The sequence below is a fragment of the Acidisoma silvae genome, from assembly GCF_020618775.1.
GTDB classification, from domain to species: domain Bacteria; phylum Pseudomonadota; class Alphaproteobacteria; order Acetobacterales; family Acetobacteraceae; genus Acidisoma; species Acidisoma silvae.
Window position 1 is genome coordinate 467,688 of sequence record NZ_JAESVB010000003.1, and the last position, 24,740, is coordinate 492,427.

A 24,740-nucleotide genomic window follows, 5' to 3' on the forward strand; every position below is an offset into this window, starting at 1 on the left:
CGATGCGCGTTCGGACAATCGATCGCGAGTCGCGCCATGAACGACATGTCTTACGATATCGCCGCCCGCCAGCAGCGTGAGCAGGCTCAGTCGAAGAAGGCTCCGCTTTATCGCGCGGTCTTCATCTCGGATGTGCATCTTGGCACCAAGGGCAGCCAGCCTGAAATGCTGAATGCCTTTCTGGCCGATGCCAGCTGCGAGCAGCTTTACCTCGTCGGCGACATTATCGACGGCTGGCGCCTACGCAAGTCCTGGTTCTGGGACAAGCATCACGACGCGATCCTGCGCACCATTCTGCGTCATGCCAAGCATGGTGCCGAAGTCATTTATATTCCCGGCAATCATGACGAGATGATGCGGGCCTGGCTGCCGCTGGGCCTGGAAATCGCCGGCATCAAGCTGATGGAAGAGGCCGTCCACACCACGGCCAAGGGCGAGAAGCTGCTCGTCATCCATGGCGATGCTTTTGACAGCGTCGTCCGCTACGCCAAGTTCCTGGCCCATCTGGGCGACCATGCCTATACCGTGGCGCTGACCGCCAATCGCTGGTTCAACTGGGGCCGCCGTCATTTCGGCTACCCTTATTGGTCGCTGTCGGCCTGGCTGAAGCGTCAGGTGAAGGAAGCCGTCAAATTCATCGACAGTTTCGAGGTCGCGCTGGCTCAGGAGGCCCGCAACCGCGAAATGGACGGGGTCATCTGCGGCCATATCCATCACGCGGAAATGCGCAATATCGGCGAAATCCGCTACTTCAACACCGGCGACTGGGTGGAAAGCTGCACCGCCCTGGTCGAGCATCATGACGGCCGCTTCGAGCTGATCGACTGGCCCAGCGTCCTGCGCGCCAGCCGCCACGCGGCAGCCCCTGCGCGCCTCGCGGCGCCGTCTGTCCCGGCCGTAGACGCTTTGGCCGAGAACGCGCCGATCCCGGCATGACAGACTGGCCCCAGCGCGTTGCCATCATCTCGGATGCCTGGCATCCGCAGGTCAATGGCGTGGTCCGCAGCCTGGGTCAGCTGGTCGGCGAGCTGCGCGCCCGCGGTATTGAGGTCGAGGTCTTCGGGCCGGACCGGTTCCGCACTTTGCCTTGCCCGTTTTACCCGGAAATCCGCCTGGCCCTGATGCCCGGCCAGCGGCTGCATAAGATGCTGCGGGATTTCAAGCCGGACGCTTTGCATATCGCGACTGAAGGGCCTCTGGGCCTGTCCGCGCGACGCTTCGCCCGTGCCGGCGGCTACGCCTTCACCACGTCCTTCCATACCCGCTTCCCGGAATACATCGCGGCGCGCCTGCCCTTTCCGCGTGCCTGGACCGAGTGGATCGCCTATCGCTGGATACGCTCCTTCCACGCGGCAGGTTCCGCCGTCATGGCGGCGACGCCCAGCCTGATCAAAGAGCTGTCAGGGCGCGGTTTCGCCAATGTCTGCCATTGGACGCGGGGCGTGGACACGGCACGCTTCACGCCGGATCTGCGGCAGGAAACAGAAGGCCTGGCGCGTCCGGTCTTTCTCTATGCCGGCCGCCTGGCGGTCGAGAAGAATATCGAGGCTTTCCTTGGTCTGGACCTGCCGGGTTCGAAGCTTGTGGTCGGCGACGGGCCGGATCGCGCCAGCCTTGAGAAGCGCTTTCCGGACGCCCGCTTCACCGGCATGCTGAAAGGGGCGGACCTGACACGCGCCTATGCCTCGGCCGACGTTTTCGTCTTTCCCAGCAAGACCGATACTTTCGGGCTGGTGATGCTGGAAGCGCTGGCCTGCGGCACGCCGGTCGCGGCCTATCCGGTCATGGGGCCGCGCGACATCATCACGGCGGCGGACCCTGGCATCGGCAGGCTGGACGAGGATCTGCGGGTCGCGGCGCTGGCGGCCCTGTCGGCCGACCGCTCGGCCTGCCGCCGCTTCGCCGAGCGCTTTTCCTGGTCGGCGGCCAGCACCATGTTCCTAAACAATCTGGTGCCGGTGGCGTCGCGCAAGTCTGCGGCCAAATCCAAGGGATTCAAGGCAGGCCGTTTGCCTCAGGGCGCGCGGGCCTAGTCCTTTCTCATGTCGTCCCCGGGCGACAGTTTATGGGGTGTGGATCTGCAAACTAAGTCAGATGCGCGAGCTCAAAATAGGCTTCCGTCCGCATTTCCATAAGACGTGACGCCGTGCGCTCGAAAGCCTTGGCACCATCACCGCTAGGATAGAGTTGATCGGGCATCGCTGCGGCGGAGGCGATGATCTTCACGCGATGATCATACAGATTATCGATCAGGTTGATGAAGCGACGCGCCTCGTTGTGATTGTCCGGCGTCAGCAGCGGAATGTCGTCCAGCACGACGGCCTGAAAATGGGTCGCAATGGCCAGATAATCCCCGGCGCCCAGATTGCGCGCGCACAGATCGGCGAAGTCGAACCGGGCAATGCCGGCGGCGGCCTGCGGCACGGCCAGGATGCGGCCCATGACATGCAGTTGCTCGGGCTTCACGGGCGCGCCCCGGCTGAGCTCGGCGAAAGCGGCATCCAGCTTGGCCTGCGCGGCGGGGCCGGGCGGTACGTGCCAGGTATCTTCGTCGTTGCTGGGGCGCAGCCGCCGATAGTCCTGCTTCGCTTCCAGCACCAGCACATCCAGGTGCTTCTTCAGCACGGCGATGAAGGGCAGGAAGGCATCGCGCCCAGGCTGGCCCCGGAACAGATCGTCCGGCACGGTATTGGAGGTCGCGACGACGATGACGCCACGCTCGAACAGCGCTTCGAACAGGCGGCCGAGCAGGATGGCGTCGGCGATGTCGTTGATCTGGAATTCGTCGAAGCACAGCAGGATCGCCTCATCGGCGATGCGGTCGGCGAGTGGCGGGATAGGATCGTCGCCACCCGGATTTTCCTGCTTCCAGGCGAAGACGCGCGCGTGCGTCTCCTGCATGAAGGCGTGGAAATGGATGCGCCGACGGCGCGGCACGTCCGAGGTCTCGAAAAACATGTCCATGAGCATGGACTTGCCGCGACCGACCTCCCCGACAAGATAGAGGCCGTTGATCTCCGACCCTGGCGCTTCATCCACCGGCTTGCGGCGCAGAAAGCGGCCGATCAGGGATTTGCGTGCCAGGCGTGCCGGCGGATCGTAGTGGCGCAGCTTGCTCCACAGGGCTTGCAGGCGTTCGACGGCGGCCGCTTGGGCGGGGTCCGCGACGATCCGTTTCTCAGCCACGGCCTGGCGATAGACGGCCATCGGCCCGACCCCTGTCGGGGCGCCGCTCAAAACCGGCTGTTCGGGTGCGGACACATCCATGCGGCGGAGGACATAATCCTGCTTTCGCGTGTGCACAATGGAGCTTTTCGGAGGACCGGTGCGTGACAGCGGTCCAAGGGCGGGCTATCCGGGCTTGAGCCGCGTTGCGGGTTGGTAAGCATTGGGACGAGAGAGCGCATGACGATCCGGATCGACCGGGTGGTGACCCGTGGCGGCGATGAGGGCATGACCTCGCTCGGCACCGGCGTGCGGGTGCGCAAGGATGCGCTTCGGGTGGAGGCTTTCGGCACGGTCGATGAAGCCAATGCCGCCATCGGCCTGATTCGCCTGCATACCGCTGACCGTCCGGCCGAGGACGCCATGCTGGGCCGAATCCAGAACGACCTTTTCGATCTCGGTGCCGATCTCTGCGCGCCCGAGACTGAGGCGCAGCCTCAGCGCAGCCGCCTCAGAATTGACGACAGTGCCATTTTCCGGCTGGAAGCGGAGGTCGAGGCGATGAATGCCGATCTGCCGCCGCTGACGAGCTTCGTGCTGCCGGGCGGCATGCCGGCTGCGGCCTACGCCCATCTCGCCCGCACCATCACGCGCCGCGCGGAACGTCTGGTGGTCGCGCTCGCGGCGCAAGAACCGGTCAACCCAGCAGCACTTCGTTACCTCAACCGCCTGTCAGATCATCTTTTCGTCCTCAGCCGGGCGCTGAATGCCGGTTCGGGTCGCGAAGTGGCCTGGGTTCCCGGCGGTCACCGGTAGCGGCCTCCGCTTCAAGACGCTAAGGGTCTTCGCGCAAGCTATGGAATGGTATAAGTCGCCGACTATGTCACAGCACCGCCGGATACTTCCGATCGTCCTGATCCTCGCCCCGGCTTTGTCCGGCTGCGGGATGTTCAATTCTGGCCCGACCGCGGCCCAGATTTCGACCCGTAACGCGCATCTGCCGCCCGAGGTCGTCTACAACAATGGCATCAACGCCATTCAGAAGCAGGACTATCAGGCGGCCGTTAACGACTTTAACGACATCGAGCAGAATACGCCCTATTCGCCCTGGGCGACCAATGCCCAGCTGATGCACGGCTATACCGAATATCTGCGCAGCCACTACACCGACGCCATCAGCGCGCTGAACCGCTATATCGACCTGCATCCGGCGGATCGTGACATCGCCTATGCCTATTACCTGCGCGCGCTCTGCTATTACGAGCAGATCTCGGACGTGCAGCGTGACCAGTCCACGACCAATGATGCCATCACGGCGCTACAGGAAGTCGTCAACCGCTTCCCGAACAGCTCGTACGCCCGCGATGCCCAGCTCAAGATCGACCTGGGCGAGGATCAGCTGGCCGGGCATGAAATGGTCGTCGGCAAGTTCTACGAAAAGCAGCATCTCTATGCTGCCGCCGTCGGCCGCTACCAGGTCGTGATCAACAACTACCAGACGACGAACCACGTCGCCGAAGCGCTGGAACGCCTGACCGAAGTTTATCTCAAGCTCGGCATGACGGATGAGGCGCGGCGCACCGCGGCTGTGCTGGCCTATAACTATCCGGGCAGCCCTTGGTACAAATCCGCCTATTCGGCGCTGGCTTCGCAGGGTGTCATCGTCCGCAAGACCGGCGCCGAAAACGCAGCCGACTCGGATTCAGAGACCACGAACGCGACCGGCAGCGTGAGCGCGACGCCGACCACCACGCCGCCGCCCAAATCCTCGGGCGGCTTCTTCGGCTGGCTGTTCTAGTTCCCGATCCCGTGGCTGGACAGGCGCCATGCTGAGCGCGCTTTCCATCCGGGATGTGGTGCTGATCGACCGTCTCGATCTCAATTTCGGTCAGGGCCTGACGGTCCTGACCGGCGAGACCGGTGCCGGCAAATCCATCCTGCTCGATAGTCTGGGCCTGGCCCTCGGTGCGCGGGCCGACAGCGGTCTCGTGCGCGCCGGCCAGGACCAGGCCAGCGTCACGGCCTTCTTCACGCCTGAACTGACCCATCCGGCCTTCGGCCTGCTGATGGAACAGGGGCTGGGGGCAGAGGAAGACATCGTCATCCGCCGCATCGTCAATCGGGACGGCCGGTCGCGTGCCTTCGTCAATGATCAGCCGGTCAGCGCCGGTCTGCTGCGGCGGCTGGCGGCTTTGCTGGTCGAGGTGCAGGGCCAGCACGACCAGATCGGGCTGGCGGATCCTGCCGCCCATGGGCCTTTGCTGGATACCTTCGGCGTCGATCTTGTGGTGACGGACGGCGTCGTCTCCGTCTGGCGGCGCTGGCGGGACAGGCTTGCCGCGCTCGATCGGGCGCGCAAGGCGATGGCCGAAGCGCAGCGGGATGAGGAATGGCTGCGCCATGCCGTGAACGAATTGACCGACCTCGCGGCAGAGCCGGGCGAGGAAGAGGCGCTGGCCCAGGCCCGCCACGCCATGCAGCAGGCCGCCCGCCGGGCTGAGGCGATTGCGGCGGCTCTGTCCGAAATCGCCCCGCGCGAGCGCCGCAATCCGGGGCCGGGGGCCGCTTTGCGGGCCGCCGCCCGCAGCCTGCAACGCCTGCTGCCGAGCAGTCTGTCGGCCGAGGCCGAGCAGGACAATCCGCTGTCGCCCGCGCTGGCCGCCATCGACCGGGCCGAGGAAGCGATTGCTGAGGCCGAGACCCTGCTGTCCCGCCTGTCGCAGGAGGTCGAAGCCGATCCGCGTGAGCTGGAGCGGGCCGAGGAGCGGCTGTTCGGGCTGCGCGCCGCCGCCCGCAAGCATAGCGTGACGGTGGCGGAACTGTCCCTGTTGCGCGACCGGCTGGCGGAACGGCTGGCGGCGCTCGATACCGGCTCCGCCCATCTGACGGAGCTGGAGACGGCGGCAGCCGCTGACCGTCTGGCCTTCATCGCGGCGGCCAAGCATCTGTCCGTGGCGCGCCAGAAGGCCGCGAAAGAGTTGCAGGCTGCCATCATGGCGGAACTGCCGCCGCTGCGCCTGGATAAGACGCGCTTTGTCGCGGAGATCACGGACCTGCCGGAATCCGCCTGGTCCGCGCGCGGCGTGGAACAGGTGCAGTTTTTGATCGCGACCAATCCCGGCCAGACGCCGGGGGCGATCGACAAGATCGCCTCGGGCGGCGAGCTGTCCCGCCTTATGCTGGCGCTGAAACTGGTGCTGAGCCGTGGCTCCCCAGTCGGCACGCTGATTTTCGACGAGGTCGATTCCGGCATCGGCGGCGCGACGGCCGCCGCCGTGGGAGAGCGCCTTGCGCGCCTGTCCCATGATATCCAGTTGCTGACGGTGACCCACAGCCCGCAGGTGGCGGCACGCGGCCAGGCGCATCTGCGCGTCGCCAAGGCCGTCGATGGCGGGCGCAGCGCCACCCGCGTGGAACCTTTGACCGGCGCGGCGCGGCGCGAGGAAGTGGCCCGCATGCTGGCGGGCGAGGAAGTGACGGAGGCCGCGCGGGCGGCGGCCGACAGCCTATTGGGGAATGCGGCATGAGCCGGAAACCGAAAGCCAAGGGTACAGTGGCGCTACGGGCGGAGCTGATGGGCCTCGCGATGAAGATCGCGGCGGCCGATGTCGCCTATCACCAGAAGGACGCGCCTGACGTCACGGATGCCGAATATGACGGCTGGCGTCGCCGCTATAATGAGATTCTGGCGGAACATCCGGACCTCGCCGAGGCCGGATCGCCGGCCGAGAAGGTTGGTGCGGCACCGGCCGCAGGCTTTCGCAAATGGTCGCATCGCGTGCCGATGCTCTCCCTCGACAATGCTTTCGGCGCCGAGGATTTCATTGAGTTCGAAGCGCGTATCCGCCGCTTCCTGGGACTGAAGGACGATTCCGCCCTGCAATTCGTGGCCGAGCCGAAGCTCGACGGCCTCTCCCTCTCCATCACCTACGAAAACGGCGAATTGATCGCTGCCGCGACGCGCGGTGACGGGTTCGAGGGTGAGCTGGTGACGGAGAATATCCGCACGCTCAAAACCGTTCCGCAAAAGCTGACGGGCGCGGCGCCGGCGCGGATGGAAATTCGGGGCGAAGTCCTGATGACCAAGGCCGATTTCCTGGCGCTGAATGCGGCGCAGGAAGAGGCTGGGGATAAGATTTTCGCCAATCCGCGCAATGCCGCCGCCGGCAGCTTGCGACAGCTGGACGCGAAGATCACCGCCTCCCGTCCGCTCTCCTTTTTCGCCTATGCGGTGGGCGAGGCGAGCGAGGAGATTGCCGACAGCCACTGGCATTTCCTGCAAAGGCTCGACGATTGGGGTTTTCAGGTGAACCCGCTGCGGAAACAGGTGGCGGGCGGTCAGGAGGCGGAAGCCTTCCAGACCGATATCGGCCTGGGCCGGGCGGAACTGCCCTATGATATCGACGGTGTCGTCTACAAGCTGGATGACGTGGCGCTTCAGCGCCGCCTGGGCTTCGTCGGCCGCGCGCCGCGCTGGGCCATCGCCTGGAAATTCCCGGCTGAACAGGCTGTGACGATCCTGCGCGGCATCGGCATTCAGGTGGGCCGCACCGGCGCGCTGACCCCTGTCGCGGAACTGGACCCCGTCAATGTCGGCGGCGTGCTCGTCAGCCGCGCCACGCTGCATAATGAGGACGAGATTGCGCGGAAGGATGTTCGCGTCGGCGATACGGTGACGCTGCAACGCGCGGGCGACGTGATTCCGCAGATTCTGGGCAGCATCCCCGAGAAGCGGCCTGCGGATGCGATGGCCTGGGTGCCGCCCGAAACCTGCCCGGTCTGCGGGTCTCTGGCCTTGCGTCCTCCGGGCGAGGTCGTGCGCCGCTGCACGGGCGGCCTGGTCTGCGCCGCCCAGCAGGTGGAGCGGCTGATCCATTTCGTCTCGCGCGGGGCCTTCGATATCGAAGGCCTGGGTGACAAGACGGTGTCCGAGTTCTTTACCGATGGGCTTTTGAAAACCCCGGTCGATATCTTCCGCTTGTCGGAGCATGAGGCTGATATCGCCAAGCGCGAAGGCTGGGGCGAGCTCTCCGCCGGCAATCTGATGCGCGCCATCGAAGCCCGCCGCACGATTCCGCTGGCGCGTTTCATCTATGGCCTTGGCATCCGCCGCATCGGTGAGACGAATGCGAAGCTGCTGGCTCGCCACTACGCAAGCTTTACCCATTGGCGGGACGAGATGCTGGCGGCGCGCGTCGTCGGATCGGATTCGCGGCTGGCGCTGGGCAGCATTCTCGGCATCGGTCCGATTGTGGCCGAGGAACTGGTGGAATTCTTCGCCGAGGACCGCAATGTCGCGGTGCTGGATGAATTGGCGGCGGCGCTCACGATCGAGGATGCGCCGCAGGCTGGGGCCGATACGCCGCTCGCGGGCAAGACCATCGTCTTTACAGGCGGCATGGACAGCATGACCCGGCCCGAGGCCAAGGCGCGGGCGGAAGCGCTGGGCGCGCGGGTGACGGATAGCGTATCCAAGAACACCGATTTCGTGGTGGCAGGGGCCGATGCGGGCTCCAAGGCCAAGAAAGCTGCGGCCCTCGGTCTGACAGTGCTGGACGAAGCCGGTTGGCGCGATCTGGCGGGCCTGCCGCCCATCTAAACGGTCATGCGCGGACTTGTTCCGCGCAACTACCCCTCGTGGCGCCGCGACGGGTAGACCCGCGCAACGAGTGCGCGGGCGACTTTAAGAATCAGGCGCCTGGGCTGGACCAGGCCGTCATCAGGCCGAGTTTCAGCGTGACGCGCAGGCGGCCTTCGTCATTGGTCGGCATCCGCATCAGCGCTGACGGGAAGAGGGCCGCCGGGGCCGCCGTGTGGCTGCGCTGGCGGATAGCATTGCGCTCGCCCGCCGCCTGCAAGTCCCGCAGCAGCGCCAGCGGATTGCCATAGAGCAGCTCGATCTCCTCCTGATCCGCGACCGGAGAGGTGAAGCCGGCGCGTTGCAGCAGCCCGGCGAGGTCACGGAGCTCGGGGAAGGGGGAGATGCGCGGGCTGACGCCACCACGCAGGTCCGACTCGGCTTCCGTCAGCGCGCGCCGCAACTCGTCCAGGGTGCCCAGCAGTGGCAGGCTGGCCAGCAACAGGCCATCGGGCTTCATCGCGCGGCGGATCTGGATCAGCGCGCCGGGCAGGTCATTCACCCAATGCAGCGACAGATTGGCGACGACGAGATCGAAACTGCCGGGGGCGAAGGGAAGCAACTCCTCATCCGCCGCCAGATAGGGCGCGCCGCTGAGCGCTGCCATTTCGATCGAGAGGTCCATGGCAAGGGTCGGAATGCCCATGGCGCGCAGGCGCGGGGCAATAATGCCGCGCCCGCCGATATCGAGGGCTGCCGAGAAATGCCGTGTTGTCTCCGTCGCGCGATCCAGCAGCCGGTCGGCGACATCTTCCAGCACGGGCGCGACTTCGGCCACCGTCCGCGCCGCGCGGGTGCGGTGGCGGCGGACGGCCGCGCGGTCGAAGATATCGGAACTGTCGGTCAGATTGCGGCTTCCGCGAAGATAGGCCGCACGTCGCCCGCCCAGGCGCCGTTATAGCGCGCCAGCCAATATTCGGCCTGGGTGGGGGCGCCGGCGGCGATCTCGCGCAGCGGTTCCAGATAGATGCCTTCGCCTTGGCCGCGCGCAGCCAGACCGTCTTCGACGATGGTGAGCAAAGGCGTCAGCAGGTCGCGAAGCTTGCCTTTCCGCCAGGGCGCATCCAGTCCCTGGGTCGGCACGGCCGCGCGCGTGACCATGAGATCGGCGGCCGAAAGTCCGCGCACGAGTTCCTCGGCGGCCGTCAGCGCCGCGTCGTCATACAGCAGTCCGACCCAGAAGGCCGAGAAGGCGGTCATCATCGCTGGCGAGCCTGCATCCGCGCCGCGCATTTCCAGGAAACGCTTGAGACGCACATCGGTGAAGAGCGTCGTCAGGTGATCGGCGAAGTCGCCCATGGTCGGCCGCTGGCCTTCCAGCCCGGCCAGCTTCCCCGCCATGAAATCCCGAAAGGATCGGCCTGCCGTGTCGATGAAGTGGCCGTCGCGATAGACGAAATACATCGGCACATCGAGCGCGAAATCCGCGAACCGTTCGAAGCCGAACCCATCCTCGAAGACCACGGCCGGAATGCCCGAACGGGCATTGTCGGTATCGGTCCAGACCAGAGCGCGGTTGGACAGCGCGCCATTGGGCTTGCCCTCATAGAAGGGCGAATTGGCGAAAAGCGCGGTGGCGAAGGATTGCAGTGCCAGGCTGACGCGCAGCTTGCGCACCATGTCGGCCTCGCTCGCGAAATCCAGATTGACCTGCACGGTGCAGGTGCGGGTCATCATATCCAGCCCGCGCGTGCCGACTTTCGGCATATAGGCCCGCATGATGCCGTAGCGGCCCTTAGGCATCCAGGGCATCTCGTCGCGCGTCGCGAGAGGATGGAAGCCGAGCGGCGCGAAGCCGAGTCCGAGCGGCTCGGCCACTTTCCGCACTTCCGCCAGATGCTCGTCCAGTTCGGCCTTGGTTTCGTGAAGAGTCTGGCAAAGGCCGCCCGACAGTTCGAACTGTCCGGCGGGTTCCAGAGAAACGGAGGCGCCGCCGCGCGTCAGGCCGATGGGCTGGCCCTTGTCCAGGATCGGCGTCCAGCCGTCGGCGCCGATGCCTTCCAGCATGGCGCGGATGCCGCCGGGCTCATAGGGCGGCGGGGCCAGGGTGTCGTGGCGGAAACCGAATTTCTCGTGCTCCGTGCCGATGCGGAATCGCGCGGCCGGCTTGCAGCCGGCTTCGAAATAGCCGGCCAGCTGGCTGAGGCCGTCGATAGGGGTGAGGTCGCCCTCGCCGGGGTTAGACATCGGCTGTTCCGCTCAAGCGTCGTTAATCAAGAATGGCTATGGGCGCTGCAGCAAGGCGAGACCCACGATAGCGGCGGTCTCTGCCCGCAGAATGCGAGGGCCGAGCGACGCAGGCACAAAAAACGGAAGCCGGCGCAATGCGTCAAGCTCCCGGGGATCGAAGCCACCTTCCGGCCCGATGAGGAGACCGGCCGCCGATGATATCGGCGGCGGAGGCGGCGCTGCATCGTCCCGTTCCACGGCGGCGATCAGCGCCCGCTCATTGGGCCATTGTCGTAGCAAACCGTCAAGCGGCTGGGGCGCATGGACCACCGGCACGGTCAGACGCTCGCATTGCTCGGCTGCTTCCGTTGCGATGACGCGAAGGCGTTCCGGATTCGGCCGGGCCGGCTGGCTGCGCTGGGTGATGACCGGGAGGATGGCGGCAGCACCGAGTTCGGTCGCCTTTTCCACCGCCCATTCCAGCGCCTCGCGCTTGATGATGGAAATCAGCAGCCAGAGGTCGAGTTCCGGCACCTGCGGGCGAATCAGCGTTTCCGCTTCCAGTCGCGCGCCACGCTTGGTGGTTTCACGGATGACCGCCCGCCATTCGCCGTCGCGGCCGTTGAACAGCCGCAGGCTGTCGCCCGCCGAGCGACGCATGACAGTGCCGAGGTAGCGCGATTGGCCTTCGTCCAATAGGACAGGCTTGCCGGGCGCGAGATCGGCCTGGACGTAAAGGCGAATGGACCCGGTATCGGGTGGGGCGGATAGATCTGTCATGACGGCGCATACAGATATCGAACGTGGCGGCTGGGTCGGCAAGCTCCCAACCAGCCTCGTCCCCTATGTCATCCTGGCAAGGCTGGATCGTCCCATCGGCGCCTGGCTGCTGTTTCTGCCCGGCCTGTGGAGCATTCTGCTGCCGCGTGCGGCGTGTTGGTCCAGCCTGCGCCTGATCATCCTCTTCGCCATCGGCTCAGTCGTCATGCGCAGCGCGGGCTGCGTCGTGAACGATATGTGGGATCGCAAGATCGATCGCCTGGTGGAACGCACGGCCGGGCGGCCGTTGGCTTCGGGCGCTTTGTCCATGCGGCAGGCTTTGGGGTTCCTGGTGCTGCTGCTGGCCATCGGCCTCGCCATCCTGCTCAGCCTTAATCACGCAGCCCAGATTCTGGGCGTCTCTTCGCTTATCCTGGTCGCGCTCTACCCGGCGGCCAAACGCGTGACCTGGTGGCCGCAGGCGATGCTGGGCATTACTTTCGGCTTCGGCGCGCCGCTGGGCTATGTCGCCGCGACCGGGCATTTCAGCTGGGCCGCTCTGGCGCTCTATGCCGCCGTCTTCTTCTGGATTCTGGGCTATGACACGATTTACGCCCATCAGGACCGGGAGGATGACGCGCTTGTCGGCGTCCGTTCCACGGCCCGGCTCTTCGCCGAAACCTCCGTGCCCTTCCTCGCCGTCTGCTACGGGCTTGTTGTGGTGCTGCTGCTTGTCGCCGGCAGTCTTGCGCATCTGTCGCTGTGGTTTCTGCCCGTGCTGATTCTGCCGGCCTGGATGCTGGCACGGCAGGTGACCGGGCTGGACGTCAATAATGCGCCGCTGTGCCTGGCTTTATTCAAAAGCAATAAGTGGGTCGGCCTTGCCGTGGCTCTCTCGTTCCTGGCTGGCCGCATCTGATGCCGATTGCCGACTCCGAAGCCTTTCTCCGCGCGCATACGGCCTTGTCGGCGGCGGCCATCGTGCCCGAAATTTCCCTCTATCTTGCGACCGAGATCACCCCGATCTGGCAGGCGACCGAGGCCTGGCTGGCGGAAACCGGGATCGAACCGCCCTTCTGGGCTTTCGCCTGGCCGGGCAGTCAGGCGCTGGCGCGGATCATTCTCGACAGGCCCGATCTCGTCGCAGGCAAGCGCGTGCTGGATTTCGCGGCCGGCTGCGGCCTGGCGGCCATCGCCTGCGCCAAGGCGGGTGCCGCATCCGTGGAAGCCGCCGAGATCGATCCGCTGGCCATTGCCTCTACTCTGCTGAACGCGGCGGAGAACGGGGTTTCCGTCATCGCCGAGACGCGGGACGTGGTGGGGGACGCCTGCCGCTGGGATCTGATTTTATGCGGCGACGTCTGTTACGAGGCACCGATGACCGGGCATATTCTGCCCTGGCTGCGCGCCATGGTGACGGCGGGGGCGGAGGTCTGGGTCGCCGACCCCGGCCGCGCCTATCTGCCGCGCCAGGGCATGGAGGTCATCGAGCGGATGATGGTGCCCACGACTTTGGAGCTTGAGGATACGAAGGAACGCCCGGTGACGGTGTTCCGGCTGGAAGCCGCCTGACTCTCAATTGTCGTGCCCGGCTTTATGCCGGGCATCTACCCGTTTCGGCGCCCAGACGGTGTTTGGGCGCCGAAACGGGTAGACCCGCGTGACAAGCACGCGGGCGACACATTTGAAGCCTTAACGGCTCATCAGCACCGGCAGGTCCGAATTTTCGAGGATATGGCGGGTGACGCCGCCCAGAATGAGCTGGCGCAGGCGCGAATGCGAATAGGCGCCCATCGTCAGCAGATCGGCGCCGAATTCGCGCGTGGCGGCAATCAGCCCGGCACCCACATTCTTGTCGATCGCGCGGAAGGTCGCAACCTCAACCCGGATGTCATGCAGCGCCAGATAGGCCGCCAGGTCGGCCGCGCCCGGGCCACGGCGCTGATAATCCTCTGACGTCAGGATGCGCACCGTCTCGGCTTTCTTCATCCAGGGAATGCCGGCCTGGACGGCGGAAGAGGATTCGGCGGTGCCGTTCCAGCCGACGCAGATGCGGCGGCCGATGCTCGCCGGCGGCGTCGCCGGCGCCAGCAGCACCGGGCGGCCGGAATCGAACAGCACGGCATGCAGCGCGTCGGAGGAGGAAACATCCTGCCCGGCTTCCGGATGCGGGATCACGGTGAGGTCGGCCAGACGCGCCTGCTGGGCGATGATTTCTTCCTCGCGCCCGGCGACGGAAACGAAATTGGCGGTGGCGACACCGCTGCGCGGCTCGCCAATGGTGACGCCATGCGTATTGACCGCCTGCTCGAAGAGCACGCGCACGTCATGGGCGCGGACCGCGCTTTCCTTCTCGGTCGCCACCATCATGTCTTCGATCATGGCGCCGGACAGGCCTTCACCGGCCAGGGGCGCCACGTCGCGCGCGTCGACGCGGACATGCAGAACCGTGAGGTGCGACTGCCACAGGCGCGCCGTGTCCAGCGCCGTATCGAGGGCAGCCTTCCCCGCCGCGGTTTCGTTCAGAAGCAGGATAACCTTGCGCAGCGGCATGTGGATCAGTCCGTTCCGTCTCGGGGTCTCTGTTGTCGTAAGGCTAGTGCCGTAACGTCAGGGTCAGGGAAAGAGGCGGCTCGTTTCCCAGGCGCCGGTTTCGCTGGCGCGGCTGAGGATCAGCCGGTCATGCAGACGGTAAGGCATTTCGCGCCAGAATTCGAATCGCAGTGGCACGACCCGAAAACCGGACCAATGGGGCGGGCGCGAGACATTGTTGTCGGGGAAGCGCGCCTCGGCCTCCGCCAGCCTCGCTTCCAGAACGGAACGCTCCGCCAGCGGCCGGGACTGGTCGGACGCCCAGGCGCCAAGCTTGGAGATGCGCGGGCGGGAGGCGAAATAGCCGTCCGCCTCGACCGGATCCACCTTTTCGACCCGGCCGAGCACGCGCACCTGGCGCTGTAGCGTCTTCCAGTGAAAATTCAGGCAGGCACGCGGATTCTCGGCCAGCTCCTGGCCCTTCCGGCTTTCGTAATTGGTGTAGAAGACAAGTCCCTGCTCGTCGTGGCTTTTGAGCAACACAATGCGCGCATCGGGCTGCCCATCGGCACCGCACGTCGCCAGCGTCATGGCATTGGCGTCGGCGATTTCCGTGCGCTTGGCCTCAGCCAGCCAATCGGTCAGAAGGCGGAAGGGATCGGTATCCGATACTGTCGTGGAAGACATGATACGGCGCTGTCCTTATTTCTGGCCGGGCGAAATATGCGCCATTCTGGCCTGCCCGGCGGGCTCGGCCAAGCGAGGCGCGGCGATGGCTCCACAGCGTGCAGAGCAGCGTCCCCTTGTCCCGTCCCCCCAGCCTGTGTCACGAGGCGGTTTTCCACCCCGGTCATTGCTTTCACGCTTTGGCCGGGGCCTTATCGGTTTGTCCGTCGCTGTCCTATCTGAATGAGGTCGCCCATGTCTCAAGAAGCTTCGGCCCCCCAACCGCCCAAAGGCACGCTTATGGCCGGCAAGCGCGGTGTGGTCATGGGCGTTGCCAATGATCGCTCGATCGCCTGGGGCATCGCTGCCGCCTGCGCCGCCCAGGGGGCGGAGATTGCTTTCACCTACCAGGGCGAGGCGCTGGAGAAGCGTGTGCGCCCGCTGGCCGAAAGCATCGGCGCCGATATCGTGCTGCCCTGCGACGTGTCCGACGAAGCCAGCATCGACGCGGCCTTCGCCGAGGTCGAGAAGCGCTGGGGCAAGATCGACTTCCTGGTCCATGCCATCGGCTGGGCGGACAAGGCTTATCTGCGCGGGCGCTATCTGGACACGCCGCGGGCCGCCTTCCTGCAGGCGATGGATATTTCCTGTTACAGCTTCGTTGCCGTGTCGCAGCGTGCCGCTGCCATGATGAACGATGGCGGTTCGCTACTGACGCTGACCTATCTGGGTGCCGAGCGCGTTATGCCTCACTATAACGTGATGGGTGTGGCCAAGGCCGCGCTGGAGGCCTCGGTGCGCTATCTGGCCGCCGATCTCGGCGACCGGAATATTCGCGTCAATGCCATCAGTGCCGGCCCGATCAAGACGCTGGCCGCCAGCGGTATCGGTGATTTCCGCTATATCCTGAAATGGAACGAGCTGAACGCGCCCCTGATGCGCAATGTCACGACCGAGGATGTCGGCGGTTCCGGCCTTTATCTTCTGTCCGACCTCAGCACCGGCGTGACAGGCGAAGTGCATCACGTCGATTGCGGCTATCACGTCGTCGGCATGAAAAACCCGGCGGCGCCCGATATCGCCGCCGTCACGGGCTAAAACACGAAGGCCGGGCGGAATTTCGCGTGTCTCATAACAGTTTCGGCCATCTCTTCCGCGTCACGACCTGGGGCGAAAGCCATGGTCCCGCCATTGGTTGCGTCATTGACGGCTGCCCGCCCGGCATTGCGCTGACGGAAGCGGATATTCAGCCCTATCTGGACAAGCGCCGTCCCGGCCAATCCAGCTTCACGACCCAGCGGCAGGAACCGGATCAGGTGCGCATCCTGTCCGGCGTCTTCGAGGGCGTGACCACCGGCACGCCGATCGGCCTGATGATCGACAATGTCGATCAGCGCTCGAAGGATTACGGCAATATCGCGCGCAGCTTCCGGCCTGGTCATGCCGATCTCACCTATCATCTGAAATACGGCATCCGGGATTATCGTGGCGGCGGCCGGTCATCGGCGCGGGAGACCGCGATGCGCGTTGCGGCCGGCGCTGTGGCGCGGAAGGTGCTGGGCGAGGGCGTCGTCATTCGCGGCGCCATGGTGCAGATGGGCGCGCATCGGATCGAGCCCGCACGCTGGGACTGGGATGCGGTGGAGCGGAATGCCTTCTTCTGCCCGGACGCCGAGACCGCCATCGCCTGGGAACAGGAATTATTGCAAATTCGCAAAGATGGGTCATCCATCGGCGCAGTGTGCGAAATCGTGGCCGACAACGTGCCGGCCGGTCTCGGCGCGCCGATCTATGGCAAGCTCGACTCCGATCTCGCCAGCGCCATGATGAGCATCAATGCCGTGAAAGGCGTCGAGATCGGTGACGGTTTCGCGGCGGCGTCGTTGCGCGGGGAAGACAATGCCGATGAGATGCGCATGGGCGCTGATGGGAACATCGCCTTTCTGTCGAACCATGCCGGCGGCATCCTGGGCGGCATCTCGTCCGGCCAGCCCGTTGTGGTTCGTTTCGCGGTAAAGCCGACAAGCTCGCTTCTCATTCCGCGCCGATCCGTCGATGAGGCCGGCGAGGAAACGGAGGTCTCGACAAAAGGGCGGCACGATCCCTGCGTCGGCATACGCGCCGTGCCGGTGGGCGAGGCGATGATGGCCTGCGTGCTGGCCGATCATCTGCTGCGCGACCGTGCGCAGAACGGCCCCCGCCTCGGTTAAGGTTTCGCTCTCACAACTCTGTGTTGCGGGGATTGATTGAGGCTTGAGGCCGCATCGCGTATCGCTGCCACATGACCCAAGCACTTTCGCCCGAGACTCTCCAGCAGACGGCTCAAGATTTTCCGGTTTCCGCTTTGCCTGTGGTTGATCAGTTCGTTCTGCTGGCCGGCGGCGATCTATGGACCGCGCGCATCGCGGATCTGTCGGCGCGCGCCTCTGCGGCCAACCGTGTCGGCGGTCTGCTGAAGCAGCGCCACGCTCTGGAATTCGCGATAGAGCGGATGCGCGGCCGTGACGGTGCGGGCGGCGCGCCGGCGCCTTCGGTTGCCGAGCAGCGGTTGCATGCCATTCTGGCGGAACTGGTTCTGGCGGCGGGCAGCTTCAGCGCTGCCGGTCGGGCAAGACTGCAATCGCGCCTGCAGGATGCGTTGCAGGAAGAGGGCCGGCTGGTCGATCTTCTGCATCTTTTCCGCACCGCCGCTTTGCAGCAGGCGCGCGGATTCACCGTGATCTATGCTGGGCTGGAACAGGAAGCGCGTTACGATCTGCTGCTCAGCCGCGACGGTGCCGAAGTCGAATGCATTTGCGAAACGATGTCGGCTGAGGCTGGGCGCGACGTGCATCGCTTCGCCTGGGCGGAACTCTGCGACCGCGTCGAAGGCCAGATGAAGCCCTGGCTGAATGCGCGTCCGGGCCGCTATCTGCTGAAGATGACGCTGGCCGCCGGCCTGCGCGACAAGGAAGCGGCGATGCAGACCCAGCTGCATGACCGTGTCGTCGCCATGCTGCAATCCGGCGCGCGGCTGGATCAGGATCAGGATGCCGTGCTGCGCATCGAGCCTCTGGTTCTGTCCGGCAATAATGCCTCGGTCGAAAATCTGATGGGACGCCTGCGGCGGGAATTTGGGCCGGAAGCCCATTTTTCGGTTTCGGCCTGCGCTGAGGGCATCTGGGCCATGGCGGCCCGCGCCGGCCGCCGCAACGATGTGGCGGCGCTGCTGCGGAGCGAACTCAGCCGCTGGGCGCTGGCCCGCGTTTCCGCCGAGCGTCCGGCCATTCTTTCGATCTTCGTCGAGGATATCGACCGGCCGGAATGGCGCGGCCTGATGGACAGTCTGGAGCTGGAAGGCGCGGCCCGTCATTTCATGACAGCCGACGAGGCCGGCAATGTGGTCGCCGTCACCTGCTACAGCCGCATGGAAATGTTCGGCCTGTCCGGGCCGGACGCGGCGGCCGAGGGGGAGCTGCGCTTCCGCAACCCGGCCCATCCGGCGGCCAAGATTTCTGCCCTCGCGCCCGCGATCCTGTCCTCGCTCTGATCGGCCGCTGTCCGGTCAATCTTCGGGCTGAAAGGTCGCTCCGATCAGGTATTCGTGGTTGCCTTCCGGCCCGGTGATGGGGCTCTCGACGATGCCCTGTACCGTCCAGCCCGGCAGCCCTTTCCACCAGGTCTCTATCTCGGCGCAGTAATGCGCGCGGATGGCCGGGTCGGTGATGACGCCCTTCGGGCCGATTTCGGCCCGCGTCGCCTCGAATTGCGGCTTGATCAAAGCGATGGCCCAGGCGCCCGGCACGCAAAGGGCGAGCGGGGCAGGCAGGACGGACCGCAGGCCGATGAAGCTTGCGTCGCAGACCAGGGCCTCGATCGGCCCAGGCACCTGATCGGCCGTGAGAAGCCGCGCGTTGGTTTTCTCCATCACCACGACACGGCTGTCGCTGCGCAGCTTCCAGGCCAGCTGGCCATGACCGACATCGACGGCATAGACGCGCGCCGCGCCGTGGGTCAGCAGAACATCCGTGAAGCCGCCGGTGGAGGCGCCGACATCGATGGCCGTGCGTCCATCGGCGGAAAAGCCGAAATGCGCCAGGCCATGAGACAGTTTTAGGCCGCCTCGGGACACCCAGGGATGGTCCTGACCCTTGAGGCTGATGGCGCCGTTTTCGGGGATAAGGTCGCCGGCCTTGTCGATGCGGCGGGTGTCCAGATAGGCCTGCCCCGCCATGATCACCGCCTGGGCGCGAGACAGGCTGTCCACGAGGCCGCGATCGACAAGCAGCCGGTCCGCCCGCAGGCGCCGGATTTTGGCAGGCACGGTCATGCGGGCTGTGTCAGTCGTTGGCGGGATAGGAGGCCAGAAGGCGCTTCTGGGTTCGCCACATGCGCAGCAGGGTGAAGAACCCTGTGGGCTTGTGCCCAGCAGCACGATTGGCGGCGGCAATTTCGAAGGCCGAGCGGTAGTGGAAGAACTGCGCCGCATAGGCTTCGCGCAGCGTCGTCTGGGGATCCCAGATATGGGTCGCCTCCGACCCGACGCCGTTAATTTCGATAATGCGGAAGCCTTCGCCGGCGCTGAGATTGGCAGCGTGGTCATAGCGGATATCAAAACGGCCGAAATGGAAATTGGGGATGGAGCGGGCGATGGCGTCGATCCGCTCGGTCAGCTCGCGGGAGATCAGCTTGACGCCGTTCTTGAAGGTCGAGCCTTTGCAGTGGTTGCCGACGAAGACCAGCTTCACGCGCTCGCCGGCTTCCGGCACTTCATGCAGGCGGGAAGCAAGGCGCGGCAGATAGAGATGCGGCACCTGGGCGCAGCGCGGGTCCGCCATCACGAGGTCCCGCAGATTGGAAGTGCCGTCGCCGACGACAACGGGCGAGGATTTCAGTGTCAGCGAGGTGATGGTGCCGGTCTCTTCGCCCGGACGGCGGATGTAGAAAACGCCGGCTTCGCCTTCATGGGGAATCAGGGCTTGCAGCATGTAGCGCGTAAGGCGCGGAAAGGCGGCGAGGTAGCGGGCAAGATCGGCACGATTGTCGACCAGGCAGACGCCGGTGCCGTTGCAGCCGATATCGGGTTTCACAACCACGGGGTAGGACAGGTCCGCCGTCCGCATCGCCGCTTCTGCGATGCCGAGATCGTCGGATTCGGCATAGGCGCCGCTGGTGCAGACGGTATAAAGCGCGACCCAGTCCCGCGACGAGCCGGTGATCTGATCCAGGATGGATTGCTTGGATTCGCCGCAGAGGCCGCCGGCCTCAATGGTCGGGTTGGCAGCCGTCGCCAGGATCGGATTGCCGTAGCGGATGCCGAGCGCGATCCATTGCAGCACGATGGGCGTATAGGCGATCCAGCCCGGCCAGAATTCAAAGAAGGACGTTATGCGTTCAGAGGGGACGGCCGATGGCTTGCCCGAGCGGCGCAGCCGCGAAAGAGGCGTCGAAGCTAGCTGAATATCGCTCACGTCGTCTCTTTTCCTCTCAACTGCCGGGCAACCAGACGGCTGGCAACCAGGAGCACAATGCACAGGACAGCGATGCCGACCCAATGCCACGCGCCCAGATAGGCCAGGATATAGTGCCCGAGCTTCATCGAGACGCTGAATAGCAGGCTAGTCCAAATCAAAGTCGCGCCGATCGCCGTCAAAGTGAAGACCAGGAAGGACGCGCCAAGAAATCCGCAGGTTGTATAAGTGGGAAGGCGCAGGCCAGGCAAGAAGCGGCTGATAAGGATCACTTTTGCGAGCCGGCTATTCAGCCAGTCCCGGCCCATATCGCGGCGTCGGGGCGGAATAAACCGCTCCATCCACGGAATGACGGCGGCGAGCCGGCCCATGCCGTAAAGGCCGATATCACCCAACACGATGCCGACATAAAGCGCGCCGAGGCCGACCGCGAGAGAAATAGTTCCGGCTTGGACCTGGATCGCCGTAACGACGGTTGCGGCGTCCTCAAGGATAAAGGTCGCGCCGATGACCGAAAGCGCCTGCAGGATAGGGTGCCGCAGCGCTGCCGTCACGAAAACGAGGATAGCCGTCATGAATGCAGAGCTGTCGAATGGTTCATCATGAATCCCGGCAGCGTATCGCGCGAAAGCTGCTCAAAACCAAGCGGATTATGAAGATGTGCTGTCAGGGCAGGCCAGTTGGCATAGCCGGCGCCGCGTTTCATAAGACAAATATGAGATTTGCCCAGGACCGACTGACCGCTCTGATCGTCCTGCTGCTGGGGGCAGCCGCGCTCGCTGTCGCCTATGGGTCGCAATACGGGCTGGGCATGGCGCCCTGCGAACTTTGCTACTGGGAGCGCTGGCCCTATCGCATTGCCATCTTGATCGGCGTGCTGGGCTTGATTGTGCCGCAGCCGCTGCGCCGTTTCCTGCTTTGGCTCGGTGTGCTGGATTTTCTGGCCGCCATCGGTCTGGCCGGCCTGCATGTCGGGGTCGAGCAGAAGCTATGGGCGAGCCCGCTGCCGGAATGCAGTGCCGCCAATATCTTCAAGGGCAATCTCAGCACGCTGATGAACAATCTGCCGGCGACCCCGGCCAAGCCCTGCGACGCGCCGAATTTCCTGATCCCCGGCCTGCCTGTCTCCTTCACGACGATGGATCTGATCTATGCGACGGCCTGTTTCGTCGTGGTCATGGTTTGCCTGATGCGTCGGCCGGCCTAGCGCAGCCGCTGTAGGTAAAGGCGCATCTCGGCTGTCGGCAGAGGCGGGCTGAAGATCATGCCCTGGCCCTCGTCCAGTCCCAAAGCTTCCAGCGTCGCGCGCTGGCGGCCCTGATCGACCCCGTCGGCGCAGACGGAGAGGCCGATGGCATGGGATGTCTCGATCACGGCACGGGTCAGCGCCAAGGCTTCGTGGTCGGTCGGCAGTCCACGCAGCATGAGGCGGTCGCATTTGAGGGCCGTCAACGGCAGATCCCGCAACGCGACCAGACTGGCGACGGCATGGCCGAATTCATCCAGCAGCAGATTGACCCCGATATCGCGCAGGCCGGCGAAGGCTGTGGCGGCATCGTCATCCAGACGAAAGGCCAATTGCTCGGGGATAGCAATTTCCAAGGATTCCGGTGGCAGGCCGGTTTGTGCCAGGGCGGTGCGCACCTGCCGGCAAAGATCCTCGCTGCTCAGTTGCGGGCCCAGCAGCTTGACGGAAATCCGGATATCGGGCCGTGCCCAGGTTTTGGCTTCGGCGCAGGCCGCGTGCAGGACCAGTTCACTCAACATGCGGGCAAGGCCGCGATCCGGGGTGGTGGGCAGGTTGGGCCCGGTGGCGCTGCCAAGCCGCCGCATAGGCCAGCGCAGAATCGCTTCCACGGCCAGAAGATCGCCGGTGCGCAGGCAGTGGCGGGGCTGATAATCCAGGACAAGAGCGTCGCGTGTCACGGTTTTCCGCAATTCGGCCTGCGGGTGCCGGTCCGCAGCAGTGCGGGTGCCGTTGGGCCTTCTGGAGAGGGAACGCCCAATTCGAAGAGCGCGATCAAGGGAGGGGCAAACCGGATGGAGGCTAGGAGCCAAGATATTACTGGCCTGTAAATAGCCCCGCTTTTCGATGCCCGAGCGGTTCCGCAGCTTGCTCTCTAACGTAAAAGATAAGTCCCAACCCGTGACTGTCCGGGGCGCGCGTGGTTAAGGTCCGCCTCAGCGTTACATCAGGAATATTTTGCAGTCATGGATGAGTTGAACGGTCCTGCGGATGAAACGGCAGCCGCCGAGTCCGAGGCCAAGAAAAAGGCGCCGAACAGCTACGAGGTCGCAATCCTCGATAGGCTGAGCAAGACCCCGGACGGCAAGTCCATCACGCCAGCGGATGTGGCCATGTCTCTGTCGGAAAACTGGCGCCCGGTTCTGACGCATGTTCGCGTCGCCGCCCGTCGACTGGCGGAACAGGATAAAATCGAAATTCTGCGCCACGGCAAAGCGATCGTCCCGGCCGACATGAAGGGCGTCATCCGCCTCCGGCTTAAGCAGAGCCAGTAATCGCCCTCCAGCATCCCGTTAGCCGATAGGATCAAGAATGCGCCAGACGATGCGCCGTGTGGGGCCCGTGCTACGGGATGCCTGGTATCTCTCCATCCCTTACTTCCGGTCCGAGGAGAAATGGAGCGCGCTGATCCTGCTGGTTTCGACCATTGCCCTGAACCTGTCCCTGGTCGGGATGACGGTGATGCTGAACTTCTGGAACGGCGCCTTTTTTGATTCCATCCAGTCGAAGGACTGGACGTCCTTCACGCAGCTAATCTTCCTCTACAAGAAGACGGCGCATGGATTTCTGCCCGGCTTCTGCGAAATCGCCGCCGTCTATATCCTGGTCGCGGTCTATGCGACCTATCTCAGCCAATGGCTGCAGATCCGCTGGCGGCGCTGGCTGACCGCCCGCTATCTGGACGACTGGATCGGCGACCGCACCTATTACCGCATGAGCCTGACGTCCAAGCTGGACGTGGACGGGACAGACAACCCCGACCAGCGAATCAGCGAGGATATCGCGAATTTCGTGACGAGCACGCTCAGCCTCGGCCTCGATCTCATGAACAACGTGGTCACCTTGTTCAGCTTCCTGGGCATCCTCTGGACCATCTCGGGCTCCATCACCCTGCTGGGCGTCACCATCCCCGGCTATATGGTCTGGGTCGCGCTGATCTACGCCATCGTCGGCACCTGGCTGACCCATCTGATCGGCCGGCCGCTGGTGCGCCTGACCTTCAATCAGCAGAAGGTGGAAGCCGATTTCCGTTTCGCCCTGATGCGCCTGCGGGAGAATACCGAGGGCGTGGCGCTGTATCACGGTGAGGCGGAGGAGCGGGGCGCGCTGAACGGCCGCTTCGGCTTCGTCGTCGGAAACTGGTGGGCGATCATGCGGCGGACGCGGTTCCTCAATTTCCTGACGACGGGCTACGGCCAGATCGCGAATATCTTTCCGATCGTCGTTGCCGCACCGCGCTATTTCTCCGGCGCCATCGCGCTGGGCGTGCTGACCCGGATCAGCGACGCTTTCGGGCAAGTGCAGTCCGCCTTGTCCTGGCTGGTCTCGAACTATTCCAATATCGCGTCCTGGAGTGCGACCGTCGAACGTCTGGGTACCTTCCACCGCTCGATCGAGGCCGCGCATGTCAAACTGCCGGACGGCGCCGTTCGCGACCAGCACGGTGAGGCCGTGGTGTTGGACGATGTCAGCCTGTCGCTGCCGAACGGACAAAAGCTGATCGAACATGCGACGTTCCGCGTCGCCGCCGGCCAGTCCATCGTCATCACCGGCGCCTCGGGCTCGGGCAAGTCGACGCTGTTCCGGGCGCTGGCTGGTATCTGGCCTTATGCCCAGGGGACGATCACCTTGCCGGCCGGCCAAAGCCTGTTCCTGCCGCAGCGGCCCTATATGCCGCTCGGCTCGCTGCGCCGCGCGGCGACCTATCCGCTGGACCCGGCTTCTGTGCCTGACGAGGTTCTGGCCGAGGCCATGACGGCCTGCGGCCTCGCCCATCTTCTGCCGGAACTGGAAGAGAAGCGCGGCTGGTCGCAGGTTCTGTCAGGCGGTGAGCAGCAGCGCCTGGCGATCGTGCGGGCCGTGCTCGCCAAGCCGGAATGGTTGTTTTTGGACGAGGCGACGGCGAATCTGGATCCCGAGGCCGAGATCGCCCTGTATGCGCTGCTGCGGGTGCGCCTGCCCCAGACGACCCTCATCTCGATCGCGCATCGGGAGTCGGTCGCGCGCCTGCATGACCGCCGAATCGTGCTGGCGAAGGGACGAATCGAATCCGATTCGACAATTCTGGCCGCGCCCGCCGAATAGGCGGGCCGCAGGTCCAGATCATGAGGGAGAC

24 protein-coding genes are annotated in these 24,740 nt (G+C 64.9%); 14 read left to right on the forward strand and 10 right to left on the reverse strand.

Features of this window, described 5'->3' with window-relative positions; translation table 11 throughout:
• Positions 1 to 36 precede the first annotated feature (36 nt).
• Positions 37 to 936 (forward strand): UDP-2,3-diacylglucosamine diphosphatase, encoded by a 900-nt coding sequence (locus ASILVAE211_RS10220; RefSeq protein ID WP_227321192.1) that lies wholly within the window; start codon positions 37 to 39, stop codon positions 934 to 936.
• Positions 933 to 2,033: a glycosyltransferase family 4 protein gene (locus ASILVAE211_RS10225; RefSeq protein WP_227321193.1), complete on the forward strand. Its 1,101-nt coding sequence runs from the start codon at positions 933 to 935 to the stop codon at positions 2,031 to 2,033. Before ASILVAE211_RS10220 ends, ASILVAE211_RS10225 begins: the two co-directional genes overlap by 4 nt.
• Before the next feature lie 52 nt (positions 2,034 to 2,085).
• Here the strand turns inward: ASILVAE211_RS10225 and zapE are convergent, their stop codons facing one another.
• The gene (gene zapE / locus ASILVAE211_RS10230) at positions 2,086 to 3,267 is read right to left on the reverse strand and encodes a cell division protein ZapE (protein ID WP_227321194.1); all 1,182 of its coding nucleotides are present in this window, start codon (positions 3,265 to 3,267) and stop codon (positions 2,086 to 2,088) included.
• Between the two features lie 138 nt (positions 3,268 to 3,405).
• Here zapE and ASILVAE211_RS10235 point away from each other — a divergent pair, with 138 nt between their 5' ends.
• The 4 genes from ASILVAE211_RS10235 (at position 3,406) to ligA (ending at position 8,764) form a co-directional block, all read left to right on the forward strand.
• Complete coding sequence (locus ASILVAE211_RS10235; RefSeq protein WP_227321195.1) at positions 3,406 to 3,981, forward strand: cob(I)yrinic acid a,c-diamide adenosyltransferase; 576 nt, start codon at positions 3,406 to 3,408, stop codon at positions 3,979 to 3,981.
• Positions 3,982 to 4,045: 64 nt separating this feature from the next.
• A complete protein-coding gene (locus tag ASILVAE211_RS10240; protein ID WP_227321196.1) occupies positions 4,046 to 4,963 on the forward strand; it encodes an outer membrane protein assembly factor BamD in 918 nt (305 codons plus the stop codon).
• Between the two features lie 28 nt (positions 4,964 to 4,991).
• A complete protein-coding gene (gene recN, locus ASILVAE211_RS10245) occupies positions 4,992 to 6,692 on the forward strand; it encodes a DNA repair protein RecN (RefSeq protein WP_227321197.1) in 1,701 nt (566 codons plus the stop codon).
• Positions 6,689 to 8,764, forward strand: a complete 2,076-nt coding sequence (gene ligA, locus ASILVAE211_RS10250) for an NAD-dependent DNA ligase LigA (RefSeq protein WP_406566042.1) — start codon at positions 6,689 to 6,691, stop codon at positions 8,762 to 8,764. Before recN ends, ligA begins: the two co-directional genes overlap by 4 nt.
• Positions 8,765 to 8,855: 91 nt before the next feature.
• Here the strand turns inward: ligA and ASILVAE211_RS10255 are convergent, their stop codons facing one another.
• From ASILVAE211_RS10255 to ASILVAE211_RS10265, 3 genes are all read right to left on the reverse strand, one after another.
• A complete protein-coding gene (locus tag ASILVAE211_RS10255) occupies positions 8,856 to 9,581 on the reverse strand; it encodes a methyltransferase domain-containing protein (RefSeq protein WP_227321198.1) in 726 nt (241 codons plus the stop codon).
• Positions 9,582 to 9,646: 65 nt separating this feature from the next.
• Positions 9,647 to 10,990, reverse strand: a complete 1,344-nt coding sequence (locus tag ASILVAE211_RS10260) for a glutamate--cysteine ligase (RefSeq protein ID WP_227321199.1) — start codon at positions 10,988 to 10,990, stop codon at positions 9,647 to 9,649.
• A 36-nt stretch (positions 10,991 to 11,026) separates the two neighbouring features.
• Entirely contained in the window at positions 11,027 to 11,752 is a 726-nt protein-coding gene (locus ASILVAE211_RS10265) for a 16S rRNA (uracil(1498)-N(3))-methyltransferase (protein WP_227321200.1), read from the reverse strand.
• Between ASILVAE211_RS10265 and ubiA the strand changes: the two genes are divergently transcribed.
• Both ubiA and ASILVAE211_RS10275 read left to right on the forward strand, forming a co-directional pair.
• Positions 11,751 to 12,650 carry a 4-hydroxybenzoate octaprenyltransferase gene (ubiA, locus tag ASILVAE211_RS10270; protein WP_227321201.1) on the forward strand — a complete coding sequence of 300 codons (900 nt, stop codon included), beginning with the start codon at positions 11,751 to 11,753 and terminating at the stop codon, positions 12,648 to 12,650. The genes ASILVAE211_RS10265 and ubiA overlap by 2 nt on opposite strands.
• On the forward strand, positions 12,650 to 13,303 hold the full coding sequence (locus ASILVAE211_RS10275) for a class I SAM-dependent methyltransferase (protein ID WP_227321202.1): 654 nt from the start codon (positions 12,650 to 12,652) through the stop codon (positions 13,301 to 13,303). Before ubiA ends, ASILVAE211_RS10275 begins: the two co-directional genes overlap by 1 nt.
• 120 nt (positions 13,304 to 13,423) lie before the next feature.
• On the opposite strand, the gene ASILVAE211_RS10280 is transcribed toward ASILVAE211_RS10275, so the two are convergent.
• Complete coding sequence (locus ASILVAE211_RS10280; RefSeq protein WP_227321203.1) at positions 13,424 to 14,284, reverse strand: universal stress protein; 861 nt, start codon at positions 14,282 to 14,284, stop codon at positions 13,424 to 13,426.
• A gap of 63 nt (positions 14,285 to 14,347) precedes the next feature.
• On the reverse strand, positions 14,348 to 14,950 hold the full coding sequence (pdxH, locus tag ASILVAE211_RS10285; protein WP_227321204.1) for a pyridoxamine 5'-phosphate oxidase: 603 nt from the start codon (positions 14,948 to 14,950) through the stop codon (positions 14,348 to 14,350).
• Between the two features lie 234 nt (positions 14,951 to 15,184).
• On the opposite strand from pdxH, the gene fabI reads away from it, so the two are divergent.
• The 3 genes from fabI (at position 15,185) to ASILVAE211_RS10300 (ending at position 18,458) form a co-directional block, all read left to right on the forward strand.
• Positions 15,185 to 16,027, forward strand: a complete 843-nt coding sequence (gene fabI, locus ASILVAE211_RS10290) for an enoyl-ACP reductase FabI (RefSeq protein ID WP_227321205.1) — start codon at positions 15,185 to 15,187, stop codon at positions 16,025 to 16,027.
• Positions 16,028 to 16,053: 26 nt separating this feature from the next.
• On the forward strand, positions 16,054 to 17,139 hold the full coding sequence (gene aroC, locus ASILVAE211_RS10295) for a chorismate synthase (protein ID WP_227321206.1): 1,086 nt from the start codon (positions 16,054 to 16,056) through the stop codon (positions 17,137 to 17,139).
• Positions 17,140 to 17,210: 71 nt separating this feature from the next.
• Positions 17,211 to 18,458, forward strand: coding sequence for a hypothetical protein (locus ASILVAE211_RS10300; RefSeq protein WP_227321207.1), 1,248 nt, complete (start codon positions 17,211 to 17,213; stop codon positions 18,456 to 18,458).
• Positions 18,459 to 18,473: 15 nt separating this feature from the next.
• Here ASILVAE211_RS10300 and ASILVAE211_RS10305 read toward each other — a convergent pair whose 3' ends face one another.
• From ASILVAE211_RS10305 to ASILVAE211_RS10315, 3 genes are read right to left on the reverse strand one after another with little or no spacing between them, the layout of a single operon-like run.
• A complete protein-coding gene (locus ASILVAE211_RS10305; RefSeq protein ID WP_227321291.1) occupies positions 18,474 to 19,220 on the reverse strand; it encodes a TlyA family RNA methyltransferase in 747 nt (248 codons plus the stop codon).
• A gap of 28 nt (positions 19,221 to 19,248) precedes the next feature.
• Positions 19,249 to 20,379, reverse strand: a complete 1,131-nt coding sequence (locus tag ASILVAE211_RS10310) for a Maf family protein (RefSeq protein ID WP_227321208.1) — start codon at positions 20,377 to 20,379, stop codon at positions 19,249 to 19,251.
• Positions 20,376 to 20,954, reverse strand: coding sequence for a DedA family protein (locus ASILVAE211_RS10315; protein ID WP_227321209.1), 579 nt, complete (start codon positions 20,952 to 20,954; stop codon positions 20,376 to 20,378). The genes ASILVAE211_RS10310 and ASILVAE211_RS10315 overlap by 4 nt, the downstream gene beginning before the upstream one ends.
• Before the next feature lie 140 nt (positions 20,955 to 21,094).
• On the opposite strand from ASILVAE211_RS10315, the gene ASILVAE211_RS10320 reads away from it, so the two are divergent.
• Complete coding sequence (locus ASILVAE211_RS10320; RefSeq protein ID WP_227321210.1) at positions 21,095 to 21,586, forward strand: disulfide bond formation protein B; 492 nt, start codon at positions 21,095 to 21,097, stop codon at positions 21,584 to 21,586.
• Here the strand turns inward: ASILVAE211_RS10320 and ASILVAE211_RS10325 are convergent.
• Positions 21,583 to 22,437 (reverse strand): EAL domain-containing protein, encoded by an 855-nt coding sequence (locus ASILVAE211_RS10325; protein WP_227321211.1) that lies wholly within the window; start codon positions 22,435 to 22,437, stop codon positions 21,583 to 21,585. The two genes, ASILVAE211_RS10320 and ASILVAE211_RS10325, sit on opposite strands and share 4 nt — an antisense overlap.
• A gap of 153 nt (positions 22,438 to 22,590) precedes the next feature.
• Here ASILVAE211_RS10325 and ASILVAE211_RS10330 point away from each other — a divergent pair, with 153 nt between their 5' ends.
• Both ASILVAE211_RS10330 and ASILVAE211_RS10335 read left to right on the forward strand, forming a co-directional pair.
• Positions 22,591 to 22,899, forward strand: coding sequence for a DUF3253 domain-containing protein (locus tag ASILVAE211_RS10330; RefSeq protein WP_227321212.1), 309 nt, complete (start codon positions 22,591 to 22,593; stop codon positions 22,897 to 22,899).
• A gap of 37 nt (positions 22,900 to 22,936) precedes the next feature.
• A complete protein-coding gene (locus ASILVAE211_RS10335) occupies positions 22,937 to 24,709 on the forward strand; it encodes an ABC transporter ATP-binding protein/permease (RefSeq protein ID WP_227321213.1) in 1,773 nt (590 codons plus the stop codon).
• Positions 24,710 to 24,740: the final 31 nt, after the last annotated feature.